This is a genomic window from Alicyclobacillus acidiphilus NBRC 100859 (assembly GCF_001544355.1).
In the GTDB taxonomy this organism is placed as follows: domain Bacteria; phylum Bacillota; class Bacilli; order Alicyclobacillales; family Alicyclobacillaceae; genus Alicyclobacillus; species Alicyclobacillus acidiphilus.
The window spans coordinates 1-14,302 of sequence record NZ_BCQI01000026.1 but is presented as its reverse complement, the minus strand read 5'-3'; the positions used below and the strand labels follow the sequence as shown (position 1 = coordinate 14,302).

11 protein-coding genes are annotated in these 14,302 nt (G+C 58.4%); all 11 read right to left on the bottom strand.

From position 1 onward, the window contains the following. Positions 1-36: 36 nt before the first annotated feature. Positions 37-864: a sugar phosphate isomerase/epimerase family protein gene (locus tag AAC01S_RS10795; protein ID WP_169794034.1), complete on the bottom strand. Its 828-nt coding sequence runs from the start codon at positions 862-864 to the stop codon at positions 37-39. Then, a complete protein-coding gene (locus AAC01S_RS10790) occupies positions 861-2,840 on the bottom strand; it encodes a glycoside hydrolase family 20 zincin-like fold domain-containing protein (RefSeq protein WP_067621862.1) in 1,980 nt (659 codons plus the stop codon). The genes AAC01S_RS10795 and AAC01S_RS10790 overlap by 4 nt, the downstream gene beginning before the upstream one ends. Positions 2,841-2,891: 51 nt before the next feature. Further along, entirely contained in the window at positions 2,892-3,890 is a 999-nt protein-coding gene (locus AAC01S_RS19270) for an ABC transporter ATP-binding protein (RefSeq protein ID WP_067621859.1), read from the bottom strand. Beyond that, positions 3,890-4,864, bottom strand: coding sequence for an ABC transporter ATP-binding protein (locus tag AAC01S_RS10780; RefSeq protein WP_067621856.1), 975 nt, complete (start codon positions 4,862-4,864; stop codon positions 3,890-3,892). The genes AAC01S_RS19270 and AAC01S_RS10780 overlap by 1 nt, the downstream gene beginning before the upstream one ends. A gap of 24 nt (positions 4,865-4,888) precedes the next feature. Then, complete coding sequence (locus tag AAC01S_RS10775) at positions 4,889-5,788, bottom strand: ABC transporter permease (RefSeq protein WP_083511710.1); 900 nt, start codon at positions 5,786-5,788, stop codon at positions 4,889-4,891. A 5-nt stretch (positions 5,789-5,793) separates the two neighbouring features. Then, positions 5,794-6,768 carry an ABC transporter permease gene (locus tag AAC01S_RS10770; protein ID WP_067621850.1) on the bottom strand — a complete coding sequence of 325 codons (975 nt, stop codon included), beginning with the start codon at positions 6,766-6,768 and terminating at the stop codon, positions 5,794-5,796. A gap of 75 nt (positions 6,769-6,843) precedes the next feature. Continuing rightward, positions 6,844-8,646, bottom strand: a complete 1,803-nt coding sequence (locus AAC01S_RS10765; protein WP_067621847.1) for a peptide ABC transporter substrate-binding protein — start codon at positions 8,644-8,646, stop codon at positions 6,844-6,846. A 357-nt stretch (positions 8,647-9,003) separates the two neighbouring features. After that, complete coding sequence (locus tag AAC01S_RS10760) at positions 9,004-9,951, bottom strand: Gfo/Idh/MocA family protein (RefSeq protein WP_169794033.1); 948 nt, start codon at positions 9,949-9,951, stop codon at positions 9,004-9,006. Beyond that, positions 9,948-10,967, bottom strand: a complete 1,020-nt coding sequence (locus AAC01S_RS10755; RefSeq protein ID WP_067621841.1) for a Gfo/Idh/MocA family protein — start codon at positions 10,965-10,967, stop codon at positions 9,948-9,950. Before AAC01S_RS10755 ends, AAC01S_RS10760 begins: the two co-directional genes overlap by 4 nt. A 29-nt stretch (positions 10,968-10,996) precedes the next feature. Next, positions 10,997-12,130, bottom strand: coding sequence for a mandelate racemase/muconate lactonizing enzyme family protein (locus tag AAC01S_RS10750; RefSeq protein WP_157071140.1), 1,134 nt, complete (start codon positions 12,128-12,130; stop codon positions 10,997-10,999). A 36-nt stretch (positions 12,131-12,166) separates the two neighbouring features. Next, positions 12,167-13,615, bottom strand: coding sequence for a sulfatase family protein (locus tag AAC01S_RS10745; protein WP_067621840.1), 1,449 nt, complete (start codon positions 13,613-13,615; stop codon positions 12,167-12,169). Between the last annotated feature and the right edge of the window lie 687 nt (positions 13,616-14,302).

The following is a 14,302-nucleotide window of genomic DNA, read 5'->3' as shown; positions in this document are numbered from 1 at the left end:
ATCTCGTTTCACGCTCACCCATCTACCCCTTTCTCCTCAATTTTTCTCGTACATCTCGCACAGCGCGCGCAGCCCCCTGCAGGTTTCCGCGACATTGTACGAAGCGTACGTCGATCCCGACGGAATCTCCGCTGTCAGATACTCATCGTATCCGATTTCCTTTAAGGCAGAAAGCACCTCGCGCCAGGGCACGTCTCCCGCAAACAACGTCGTGAATCCCCGAATGTTCCCCACGTCGGTCCGGAAGTCTTTCACGTGGACGCGCCGAACTCGATGTCCAAGGATGCGAACCCACTGATCCGGATAGCCGTTCGGCAGCACGTTCCCAATGTCCAAGTAGGCCTGCACATGCGGGTGATTCACTTCGTCGATCCATCTTCTGAACTCCAGCGGGCTCAGCAAGAAGCGGTTCCACACGTTTTCGATCGCGATCGTCACACCCGCCGCAGCCGCTGCCTCAGCCAACTCCACCATCGCCTCCTGCGCGCGCTGGTACGCTTCTTCGTAGCCGACCGCCTCCGTGACCAATCCCGGCACAACCAGCACCGTGTCCGCGCCTATCCCTGCCGCCATTTCAACCATCCGAAGCACGACGTCTTTGGCTTGCCGTTGAACCACCGGACTCGAATCGGTCAATGGATACTTCCACAGCAAATCCGTTGACACACTTGGCAGCACAATGCCAAGGTCGTTCGCAAACGATCGCGCTTGTTGCCAGGAACGAGAATCCCCGGACAGCGTGAACGGCCCGTCGTCCGACAGGTTCACTTCAATGGCCCGGACCCCATGTTCGGCAGCCGCTCGGCACGCTTCTTCGAAGCTCCACGATGCCGGGAAACACCACATATTCAACGCGCTTTTCACCATCGATCCCCCCAATCCGGCGTCGCCGCGTCGAGTCGAGTCGGCAAGGCGTTGCGCACGAATGCTCCCGCGATCCGCTCGACGTAATCGCCTCTGCTCACGCCGGCACCAGCCCAGAAGTGTTCAGCCGCATGCACGTGCGCTTCGTATTGCCGGGCTTCGGACGTCCATTTTGCGCTGGAGAAATGGCCGAGCCAAGTCGTTTGCAACATGCCCATCGCCCCTGCGCGCTCCACGTACTCGGCAAACGTCTGAATGTTCTTCGGATTCCACCACGTCGCGCCCAGCACATCGAATCCGCTTGCCTTCAGGAATTCGGTCGAGGCGTACTTGCGAAACGGAACATACTGCCAGTCCACCATGACGATGTCGCGCGACAAACGATCGATGTGCGCAGCAAGATCCTCGCCCAACACGACATCCGCCCACATCCACGGGCGAATTCCCTGTTGCAGCAGAAACTCCGCCAGCCGGTTCACGTCCTCGACAAACAGCTTCGAGAAACCCATGGCCTTTCCCTGGTTGGATTTCGGAAATGTCCCAATCATCCGAACTTCGTCGTGGCCGATGTGAAACGCCGTCGGCTGCAGCAGGTCAATCACTTCTTGGTAGATGTCGAACAGCACATCGTACGTGCGCGGCGCAAGCGGATTGTAGGCGTAGGGAACCGTGTCGTCCTCACAGATGTCGAGGTTCCTGCCGTGGTAAAACAGCCATGCGCAGTGCCCAAGCGACTGAACCAGCGGCACGACGTCCAGATACGCGTCCGCGAGGATTTGTTGGACTGCCCGAAGTTCCGCCCGCGTGCCTGCCTCAGGCTGCCAAATCTCCGGATGCGAGCGCCATCGAACCATCGAACATTCCAACACGACGGTGTTGAACTTCAGGCGCGCAATCATATGATTCACAAGTTCCCGCATATGGTCCAGCGACAAAAAGTCCATGAAGATGTGGACACACCGCTGCGACAAAGCGGGCCAGTCGCGAATCGTACAACCGCCTATCGTCAGTTCGCCCTCGTCCGGCAACATCTGAATCACGGTCTGGGTCGCATAGAACAAGCCTCGCTCCGTGCGAGCCGCGCAAACGCAGACATATTCAGCGACATGAACGACGTAGCCTTCGTCGTGTTGCGGAACATCCGGGAGTTGAATACCAAGTTGATCGCGAAGAGCGACGAGATCGTCGACGAACGCCAAAATGACCGCCGATCTCGTCGCGCCGGGCAAGCTTGCGCCAACGTCCAGCGGCACCCCTAAGCGCTCGACCAGCTCAGACTGCAGTTGGCTCGCGGCTCTGATCGCCCGCACTCGCGAATGCCCGGACGCCCACAGCACGGTGTCTCTGGAGAGACGAAACGCACCCGTTCCCAACTCGACCTCTTTCGGCGTCGGCAACACCCTGTTCACGGGATGTCCGGTTGGATGTCCGGTCGAGTCACCGATGGACTCTTCCTTGGCCTCGGACACATCCGCAGCCGTCGTCTCAAACACGTCGACGTTCCACCACCAGGCTTCACCCGTTCCACCAGAGGTGAAGGAAATCGCGTAAAGGGTGGCTCGCACGGTTCCGGTTGGCACAGCCGTACGAAGTTCCAGACTGGTCCAATCCGTGTTGGAGAGGATATGGCTCGACATCGCGCGCTTCAGGAGCTTTCCCTCGGCATCCTCGAAAAACAGCCGAAGCTGCGCGGTCGTATCGCCAACGGTCTTTAACATCCCGCGGACGACCAGGTTCTCGGCTTCCCGCACATCGAACCGCTGCCAGACGTATTCCGCGCTTCTGCCCCGGCCGCGGACAATTTGCATGCGGCCTGCTTCACCATCGGGCCCCTGCGCCTCGATCACGGCGTAGTCGTCGCACTCGGTCTCAGGATTGATGGACCAATGTTTCGCGACGCGCGCATCCGTTCCCTCGCGGTCAAAATCAGGATTTTGCACGAAACCCTGATGATGTGCGGTATCGACTTGCGGCACTTGACGTCCCTCCCCTACGCCCACTCGGACATGGCCCAAGGGCAATTGTCATCATAAGTGTCTTTGAGCTTCGTCCGCGTGGTGACAGGCCACGTGGTGGCCAGGCGTCAGCTCTGTCCACTCCGGCGCCACGGATTTACATACGTCGGTCGCCAATGGACATCTGGTGTGAAAGGCGCAGCCTGACGGCCGATTGATGGCCGAAGGACGATCCCGCCGGGCAATCGGCGTCGTCGGCAATGGTTTGACCTCGTCGCCAATAAAGGCAGGAATCGCCTGGAACAACGCTTTTGTGTAGGGATGAGACGGATTCTTAAAAATCTCCGAAGACGGGCCGGCCTCGACGATCCTACCGAGGTACATGACCGCGATATCTTCGCACAAGAGCCGCACAGCGGCGAGGTTGTGCGAAACAAAGGCGTAGGTAAGCCCCATTCGCGTCTTCATCTCCTGAAGGAGATTGAGAATTTGCGCCTGGATGGAGACATCCAAACTCGCCACCGCTTCGTCGAGCACAAGCAGTTGCGGAGACAGCGCAAGTGCGCGGGCGATGGCAACCCGCTGCTGTTGGCCGCCAGACAACTCGTGTGGAAACTTCGAGTACAGGTCAGGCGCCAGTCCCACAGATTCCATCAAATCCAGCGTCCGTTCCAACTGTTCCGCCTTGCCGCCAACCTTGTGAATTTTGAGTGGCTCGGCAATGTTTTTCCCCACAGAAAAGTGCGGAAACAACGAACCGAATGGATCCTGCGCGACAAATTGGACATTTCGGCGATAGCTCTTCAACTTGCGCGGCGGCAGCCCGCTGACGTTGACGCCGTTCATCCAGATTTGCCCTTCGGTTGCCGGCAACAGCAGTTGCAAAACCCGCATAACCGTCGATTTGCCGCTGCCGCTCTCGCCAACCAGCCCAAAGCTGCGCCCCTTCTCGATGGTCATGTTGATATTCTCGCAGGCGATCAATTCCCCGCGCGATGTCGAGAACGTCTTTTTGACGCCGCGCAGTTCGACCAATGCCTGCCGCGATACGGACAAAACAGCCTCCGGCATCACGCGATCCCTCCCTTTTCCGCAAGCCAACAGGCGACCTGATGCTGTTGGTCGAAATCGATCAGCGGCGGCCGCTTCTCGCACACGGACATCTTCGCCGCGCATCGTTCCGCGAAGATACACCCGGCTGGCAGCGGTCGAGTCGTCGATATCGGGTTGCCTGGGATGTACGGAAGCGGCTCAACGGGACCGTCGAGCGGCGGGATCGATTGGATGAGTCCGCGAAGATACGGATGCTTGGACGCCCGCACCAACTGCGGCACGGGCAGGTGCTCCATCACCATGCCGCCGTACATCACGTACACCTCGTCGCAAAGCTGCGCGGCGACGGCTAGGTCGTGCGTCACGAAGACAAGCGCCATACCCCGCTCTCGCTGCAACTTCTTCAGGAGCATCAGAATCTCCGCCTGTACGGTCACGTCAAGCGCTGTCGTCGGTTCGTCGGCAATGAGAAGCTTGGGCGACGCAATCAGAGCCATGGCGATCATGACGCGCTGCAGCATGCCTCCGCTGAACTCGAACGGATACATGTCGAATCGTCCGCGTGGATCGCCGATGCCGACTTGGTCCAGCAGGTCGATGGCCTCTTCCTTGGCCCGTTTGGCCGATGCGATGTGATGGTACAGCAACGGTTCGACAATCTGCTGGCCAATCGTTTTGGTCGGATTGAGGTAGGCCGTCGGGTTCTGAAAGATGACCCCAATCTCCCGGCCACGCAGCGAACGCATTTGCTTTTCGTTCAGCGTCATCAGATCGCGGCCGTCAAACCAAATTTCGCCGTGGACGACGGCATTCCCCGGCAGCAAGCGGGGCGCGGCCATCATGACCGTGCTTTTGCCGCTGCCGCTCTCTCCGACAATCGCGACGGCGCCGCCGGCGGGAACGGTCAGATTGACGCCGTTGATGGCGTTGACAGTCGCTTCATCTGTGCGAAATTGAATGGATAAATCTTTGATCTGCAAGAGCGGAGTCATTGTTCTTCCCCCATCGCGAGACATTCAGCGTCCCCGTCGAGAACTTTTTGAGTCAAACACGTCGCGCAATCCGTCACCGACAAGCGCAAAGCAGATCAGCGTGACCGCGAAAACAATCACGGGGCAGAACAGCAGATAGGGATACGAGAAGAGCGCCGACTGTCCTTCGTTGATCAGTTCGCCGAGATCTGGCGTCGGCGGTTCGATGCCAAGCCCAATCACGCTCAGTCCAGCCTCAGCCATCATGTTGGCGGGAATGCCAAAGGTAATGGCCACGAGGATGGGACCCATCGAATTCGGAATGATATAGCGAACGATGATTCGCCACCAAGACGCCCCCATCCCCATGCTCGCTTCAACGAAGCCCGACTCTCGAACCCGAATCACCTGACTTCGGGCGATTCGCGCCATTCCCACCCAACTGGTGGCCGAGACCGCGAGCAAAATAGCCCCGAGGTTGTGACCGAGCAGCACCACCAGAATGATGGAAAACAAAAAGCTCGGAAACGCGTAAACAATATCGACAATACGCATCAGGATGTTGTCGATGGTTCCACCGACGTACCCTGCAATCGCTCCAACGAGGATGCCAACGGTCAGTTCGACCACTTCGGCGCCAAAGCCGACTGCGCACGCGCTGCGCAAACCGCCCAACACCCGGCTCAGCATATCGCGCCCCAGCGAATCAGTGCCAAACCAATGCCTCCAGCTCGGCGGCTGATAAACGTGAAGAAAATCGCTTTGGGTCGGATTGTATGGAGAGATCCAACTTGCAAAAGCCGCACATAGGACAAGAACGATCAGTAAACCAAGCGCGATCACGGACAGCCGGCGCTTGGAGAATCGCCTCCAAAATCGTTGAAACGCTGTATCTGTTCGGCCGAGGGCGCGTGATCCACCGGGCTCTGCTACTGAGATGGACATCCGATTCACCTGCCTTTTGCCTGCGCTTTGCGAATCCTCGGATCAAGAGCGCCGTAACAAATATCCACCAATGAGTTCATGACCATAATCAACACCGCGTAGATCATCGTGGAATCCATAATCAAAGGGTAATCGCGCGTCGACGACGCACTGGTAAACACTTTTCCGAGTCCGAGAATGCCAAACATCTGCTCGATATAGACAGTGCCCATCATCAAGGACGCAAGTTGAGGTCCAACGACGGTAATGAACGGCAACAGGGAGTTGCGCATCCCGTGACCGAACAACGCGGCCCGCAGTCCGCCGCCTTTCGCGTACACCGTGACCATGTACTCCGAATTCATCGTCTCGACAAGGCTGTTGCGCATGTAGCGCGACATCGAGCCGCACATCGGCAAAGCCATGGCGACGACGGGAAGAATGAAATACTTCGGGCCAGCTTGGCCCACGACCGGCAAAAGATGAAACCAGACGCCGAAGATCAGCATCAGAAAGACCGCGACGACGTAGTGCGGAATGGACGCTGCCAGCGACGCGACCAACACGGTCCCTCGATCCGCCCAGGAATTCGCCCTGAGCGCGGCCAACGTGCCAAGAATGATAGATAGAACCACGGCTAAGGCGATGGCTAGAATGGCAATCATGATGGTCAGCGGAAAGGTCTGGCCAATCAGTTGCAATGTCGGTGTGGCCGGGTATTCGAACGACGTGCCCATATGCAGGGTGAAGAAGCCCCAGAGGTAACCCCAATACTGCTCGTACCACGGTTTGTCCAGATGAAAGACATGGATAAATTCCTGAACCGCCTGAGGATCGTGGACGCCGACGCTGCCGAGACCGAGATCGACGCCGACGACCCCGCCGCTGCCCATTTCCAGGAAGCTGCCCGGCGCGGCCCGCATCAACAGAAAGGTTACAAAACTGACAGCAACCAACGCGATAATCATGTAGCCAATCCGGCGTAGGACGTATAACAGCAAACTTTCACCCCCTATAGAAGACGTCGCACCGAGGTCCCCACGGACCTCGATGCGACATGAGCGGGACGCCCATTATCAGCTCACGGTGATGTTGTTCAGCCAGTAAGGCGGGGCAATCAAGAGCAACTGGTCCGGTTGATAGCCCTTGACCTGCGGGCTCAACAATTCCGGCACAATCGGGGTGTAGATGCTGATGAAGAACGCGTTTTGAATCTGTTGCCCATAGTACTGTTCCATCTTGGCTTGATTGTTCGTCGCAAATGCTTGGATACCCAGTTTCAGGTTGCTCAAGACGCTGTTCGGCAGACCCTTCTGGTAAATCACGAACTCTTCGGCCTTCTTCTGAGCAGCGGACAAATTGGAGTTATTGTTGATTGTCGACCACGCTTGGAAATTCGACGGCGACAGGTAACCATTCACGAGGTTGATGCCGCTTGGGAAGATCCAGCTCAAAAGCGACTGCGGAAGTTGGAGATTGGCGTATATCGCGTTCGTCGAGACGTTTGCAAAACCGACCTGATCTGCCGGGAGCTGCGTCGTCAACGCGTTGACGTACTGGCCCCATTCAAGACCCTCAAAGTTGACCTTGACGCCGAGCGTTTGTTCCCACATCTGTTGGACAGCGGCAGCTACCGGATCCGTCGTGCTGCCAACGACGATATCCACGGTCGGGAAGCCCTTGCCGCCCGGATAACCCGCTTGCGCCAACAATTGCTGCGCCTTCTTCGGATTGTACGCTTGCGCATATTTGCTTACCCACGGATTGAGCCATGTTGGCAAATAGTAGTTGTAGGCAGGTGCTCCGGCACCTTGCAAAACAGACTGCGTAATGACGTTGCGGTTGATGGCAAGCGCAAACGCTTCACGGACTTTTTGGTTTTGCAAAGCGGTGTTCTTCGACGGCAAAATGGTGAATGTGTACTGCGCCGACGACGGGTACATTTTCAGGTCTTTCTTCAGCGTAGGATCTGATTTGACTGCGGCCAAATCCTGCGGTTGTAGCTGCACTTCTTGCATTTGTCCGCTCTTGAACGAGGAGAGGCTCGTATCATTGGTAGCCGTGCTGTTGTAATAGACCGTGATGGACTTCAATGTCGTTTTCGCATAGTAATGCGGATTCGGCTTCAACGTCGCCGAGGTTTTGAGTTTGTAAGACGTCAATTCATAAGGTCCGTCAGAGACGATTTTCGTCGGATCGGACCAGTCGGAAGGCTTCATCGCGTTGACGACCTTCGGATCCAAAGGAACCACCCAGCTCGACGTCGGCAAGGTCAAATCTCTCAGGAACGTCGGATCTTTGCGAGAAAGCGTAATCTGCAAGGTGTAGTTGTTGACAGCCTTGACACCCAGGTCTGTCGGTTTGTAACCACTCACGCCGTTGATGATGTTCGAAGCGTTCACGATAGGCAGGTTGTTGACCGTAACCGGGCCTTGCCCATCCGCGACGGAGGTCTGCGGATTGACCGCGCGCTGCATACTGAACACGAAGTCCTGCGCCGTCACCGGATCTCCATTCGAGAATTTCGCGTTTTTACGCAGGTTGAACGTATAGACTTTTCCATCCTTACTGACGCTCCACGACGTAGCAATACCTGGGATCGGCTTGGTCGCCGCGTTGGGGCCAGGGATGACCAACCCTTCGAAAATTCCCTCATCGTCCAGATAGGCTTCCCAGGATGATGCGTCGGGATCGAACCCATGCCCGTCACCTAAGTTGAAGAACATCGAGAAGCTGCCACTATTGCTGCTTACACTTGCTTCGCCAGTCGACGTACTCCCAGTGTTCGCGCCTGTGTTTCCCGCGACACCGTAACCAATGGCCGCAAGGGCGAGCACTCCGGTAACACCAGTCGCCAGCACCGCCTTGTACTTTCGCATACAGCTACCCCCTGAGAAATGTGGTAAGGGTTTCCCAGCATGGCCGTTCTCGCCATCCCAGGCGAAACCTATATCGTTGAAGCCAGTTCGCCATGCGGCGGATACAGGGAACCCAGCACAAAAGCTGGGACCACAGTTGCGATGACAGGCAGATAAGCGAATCTGGCTACAAACAACCGCAGATGGACAAGTGGATCATCCGACAACAATCGCACCGTTCCGACAGCAATCGAAACTTTTTTCTATATTTTTATTTATGGTGGTTTTCTCCTTCAAATGCTATCAATATGGAGATTTTTTGTCAACGCTTTTTGCAAGAGTCTCACTTGCCTGACTCGCGCGACAAAACGGATCCAATCACGGAACCTCGGCCCACGATCCGGTGCGGACGCTGTCTCGAGCCGCCAACAGGACGCTGCAAATGTGGACCGCGTCCGCAAACGACGCGGATGTCGATGCACCTTCGACCATACCTAGAAAATTCTGGACACACCCCCGATACCCATACTGCTCCAGCAAATCTCTCGATTGGTCGTTTGGTATAAACACAGAATCCAGGCCCGCCCGCGAAACAACCTCCATCTGATAGCCATGCAAGATGGTCGAACCAACCACCCGAACGGTTCCAATCATGCCGTCGGCGTACTGCGCTTGAATCACGGCGACGTCTTCCGATTGGGACGCGGTGAAATAGCGGCGATCGGCAGCGGCAAACACGCGCTTGACACCCGGCCCTGCGTTCAGCAACAGCAGTTCGAGCCCATGCACCCCCATGTTCACCAGGGTTCCACCGCCTATCTCAGGAATGTCCTGCCACTCGTTTCCAGGCTTCAGGTAACCCTCGATAGAGTGGTAGACGGTCGCCTGCGCCAACAGCCGTTCATGGCGGGGCAACGCATGGGTTCTCTTCGCCTGGGCCGCAAAATCCGGACTGTAGCGCAGGATCGAAGAACTGAAGACGGGTGTCCGCGTCCGCTCCTCGGCATCGACCAGCTCGGCGAGCGCGGAACGACTGACGACCATGCATTTATCGATAAACGTCGGCACCGCCGCTTCCAGACACGCGATGGCGTAGGTGTGATGAAGGCTGCTTTCCGTGCAGACCATCGCGCCATCGGGTCGGACCCGCAGCAGCGAGTCGAAATCTTCGTGCACCACTGCACCGGGATGGCCGTCGACAAAGGCGCGGACGCGATCGATCGACGAATCCCACACGTGCAATTCCACTTCGGCGGTTTCCAGCATGATATCGGCAAACGTCCACGGATGGCTCAACGCCAGTCCGCACAAGGCAATCTTCCTCAAGCGCCCGCACTGCCCAACACAATCTCGCGACCGGTGCGTTGAGATTCATAAATGGCGAGAATGATATCGACCGCTTTACGCGCCTCTTCGCCGGAGACGAGCGGATCGCGGTGGTCCAGAATCGCCTCGACCATGTCCGCCACAAACAGCTGGTGCCCGTTCGCCGCTGCCGCGCCGCTTTCCGGTTTCAGCCCCTGTGCCGCATCATCCGCAAACGTCCACTCGATCACGCCGTTGTCGTCGAACACAACCGTTCCGCGTTCGCCATGGATTTCGAAGTGGCTCGGCCGTTCCGGGTAGACGCTGGTGGCGCCCTCGATCACGCCGAACGCCCCGTTCATATATTCGACAACGGCCACCGCCGTATCCTCCACCTCGATGTTGCGTACCAAGGCCGCGGTCCGTCCAAACACGCGGCGGATGCCGTCGCCGAGCCACTGCACCATGTCGACGCCGTGCACGCCTTGGTTCATCAAGGCGCCGCCGCCATCGACGGCCCACGTGCCGCGCCAGCCAGCACTGTCGTAGTAGGCCTGGCTGCGGTGGTACTTGAGATACGCGTCGCACAGAACCAGCCGGCCAAACGCGCCAGCTTCCAGCGCACGTTTCAGCGCGATCGCGACAGGAGACACGCGGCGCTGATACACCGCACCGAGCCGCACGTCCGCCGCCCGGCACGCCGAAATCATCTCCGTCATCCGATCCGGCCTGATGTCCAGCGGCTTTTCACACAACACGTGTTTACCGTACTTTGCCGCGGCTAACGTGACGTCCGCGTGCATCCCGCTCGGCACGCAAATGCTGACAGCGTCGATCTCCGCCTCGCGCATCATCTCCTCGTAATCCGCGAACGTGCGCGCGGCCCCGTATTCCGCCGCGAACGCCTGACGGCGCTCCGGATCGACATCCGCCACGGCCACCAGTTCCGCGTCCGAGCAGGCGGCAATCCCCTTCGCGTGCAGCGGCGAGATCACGCCACAGCCGACAATCCCAAATCTCACTTTGTTTCGCGGCATCGTATATCCCCCAATCTGTGGTCAGTCTGTCAATTTCCGCTCAGGCGGTAGGTCTGTCGGGTCCATGGCGCGATGCGTTCCTCGTCGATCACGCAGCCAAGTCCCTCCCCGGCTGGCAAATGGTACACCCCATCGGCGATCCGCCCCTTGGGCGTCACAGGATCGTCGGCGAGGAAAAACGGTCCATTCAAATCCACCGGCCTTTGGATGCCAATGGCATCGAACACCATGGCGCTGGCGGCCAAGCCGATGGTCGACTCTGTGAGGCCCCCGCCCAACACGTCCAACCCGCAGGCTCGAGCCACGTCGCCAGCCAGTTTCGCGCCCGAAGGTCCGCCCATTTTCGTGAGCTTGACGACCACCGCGTCGCACGCCTCGCGCCGCGAAGCCTCGGCAACCCCGGCGGCTGTCCAAATCGATTCGTCGAGCGCGATGGGAACATCCACCAGCCGGCGCAATTGCGCATGTCCGTGCAAATCGTCGGCCTGCAAAGGCTGTTCAAACACGTTCGCACCAAGTCTTGCCAATCTGCGCCCAATCGTGCGCGCCTCCGACAAGCTGTAGCCCTGATTGGCGTCGACCCGGACGAACAGTCCAGCCACGTGCGGTTCGAGCGCTTCGATCAACGCCAAATCGGTCGACAGACCAAATCCCAGCTTGACGTCGACACCGTGAAAGCCTTCCGCCCTTGCGGACGCCACCTTGCGTTCCAATTCGGCCGGATCCTCGGTCGTGATCAAATACGACAGCGAGATGTTGGACGGCGGCCTGCGCCCCCACAGAAACGACATCGGGCGGCCGACGCTGCGCGCCAGCAAGTCGTGAATGGCGGTATCGACTGCCGCCTTCGCGATGGGTTGTCCCGTCGTGATCCCCTTGGCAATCACACGCTCCATCGACTTGCGCACAAGCTCGGCGTCGTCGATCTCGGCGCCCACGATGACGGGTGCCAGATAATCCCGCAAGGTCGTGAAGACGGATTCCGCAGTCTCGTAACTCCAGCGGTGGCTCGGCCTGGCTTCACCCCATCCAACGACTCCCTCGTCCGACTCGATGCGAACGTAGATGTGAGGCGCCCCGAGACTCGGGTTCGCCACCACGCCGCCCGAAATTTGAAATGGCTGGCGAAGCGGCAGAGCCGTTTCATAGATGGTCAATCCCATGCATCGCACAATCGTCGCCTCCACTCCCGACAGACGTTACTCGTACTCGCTGTGCACGCGCGCCGCCAAAGCGTCCGCTTCGCTCGACAGGCCAAGCTCCCGCAGCCGCTGGATCCACGCTTCGCGGCTGATGTAACGATACGGCCCAGTCGCAATCACCTGCTCCATCGGGTCCATGATCTCTCCATGGCGATCGCGGTTCGACTGTACCCAATCGGCGATCCGGCGATCCATGAGAGCCACCACGTCCGGGTGCTTCTCGGCGACGTTGACCAATTGGTTCGGATCTCTCTCCATGTCGTAGAGGACGACGCGATCGAACTCGTAGAATCCGGGATCGTACGTCCGAATGTAATGCCATCTGGAGTCCCGCACAGCCCGCTGGCAGGCGTACAAAGCGTGCTCCAGGATCAAATAATCGCGGCTCCACGCTGCGTCTTGGCTCTGAAGGAGCGGAAGCAGCGACTGTCCGTCCCAGCCGATTGGAATCGGAAGACCGGCGAGTTCCGTGATGGTCGCAACCACGTCGACGTTGTACACGAAGCGGTCGATCTCGCCGCCCGCACCAGCCATGCCGGGGATTCGCACAATCAGTGGGATGTGGTGCACCGATTCGGTCGCCATCCCGTGCTCCATGTAAATGCCCTGTTCGCCGAATGATTCGCCGTGATCGGCGCTGATAATGAAGCAGATTTCGTCTTCGATACCCAGCTTCCGGTACGCTTCGACAATCTGCCCAACATGCAGATCCATGAAGGCGATGCCTGCGTCGTAGCCGTTGATCAGCTGTTCGAAGTCGGATCGGTTGCGGATATAATGCGGCATCTTGCGCGGGATGTTGGGTGTGATTGCCCAGTGAAACGTGCGGGCCGATCGCGGATGGTACATCTTCTGGTGTTCCGCGATAACCTCTTCACTTGGGAACGCCGGGGCCGGTTCGTTCGCGAATCGCTCCGCGAATTCGTCAGGCGCCGTGTAGAAGCCGTGCGGATCCCAGTACTGAACGTGCAACAGATAATTGTCCTCCGCGCCATGTTCCATGATCCACGGAATGACGTGCTCATTCACCTCATTCGCATCTTCGTTGCCGCATTTCAGCGTGTGCGAGTGAATCTCGTTCCACCCTGCGAAGAACCACCACGCCTGGTGTCGATCGCCGAAGCTGGAGATGGTGACCGTCTTGTAGCCCGCTTGCCGAAGGTAGCGCGTGAAGAAAGGATAGCGCGTGCTCCACCGTTCCTGGCCAGGGTGATAAAACTGGCCCCCCGGCCCAAAGTGCGTCAGCGCGCCGTGATTCATCGCAAATTTCCCGGAAATGAAGCTTGCTCTCGATGGAACGCAGGGAGATGCCTCGCAATAGGCACGGTTGAATCGCACCCCTTGCGCCGCGATCGCGTCGATGTTCGGTGTCGTCTGCCGCGTGTATCCATAGCATCCCATGTGATCAGGCCGCAGCGAGTCGATGTCGATGTAGACGATTCTCACGTCTGTACCCCTCCATGTTCATTTGTCCGCGTTTCTCGACTAGAATGAAATTGCTGAACATTCGTTGTGTCTGGTGGTGCCTCCGGTGGTGCGTCTGGGTGGTGCTTATAGGAGAATAATACCACTTTATTAAGTGTGAAAGAAGGAATATACCATCCAAAAATATAATACCTTTTCTAGTTCAACTTGGGCAGGCTTGCGCAGAGATCGAACGTGGGAAGCAGGCGTGGAAGTGCGTGGGCAAGACCCTCGTTGGCGGAAGAATAGAGGGTGCGGAAGGGAGTAGTCGCTCGGGCTGGGCCAGGTGGTGACGCACAGGGCGGATCGGCTGACGACGCGGGGCCGGGGCGGGCAGCGGATCGGCTGGCGGCGCGGAGCCGGGGCGGGCAAATAAGCGGTCCAGGGCCGCTTAAGTCGCTGAAAGACGACCATTGGGCCGAAAATAAGGTGCCTCAGGCCGCTTATCTGCCTCTGTGCCCCCTCGATCCGCCTCTTCCAGGCCCAATAAGCGGCTGAGAGACGCTTATTTCGCCCGGCAACGAAAATTCGACACAAATAAGCCGCCACGGGACGCTTATTCGCCGCCGCGAGCCGCAACCCGCCGCAACCCGCCGCAACCCGCCGCAACCCGCCGCAACCCGCCGCAACCCGCCGCGAGCCGCCCGAGCCGCCCGAGCCGCCCGAGCC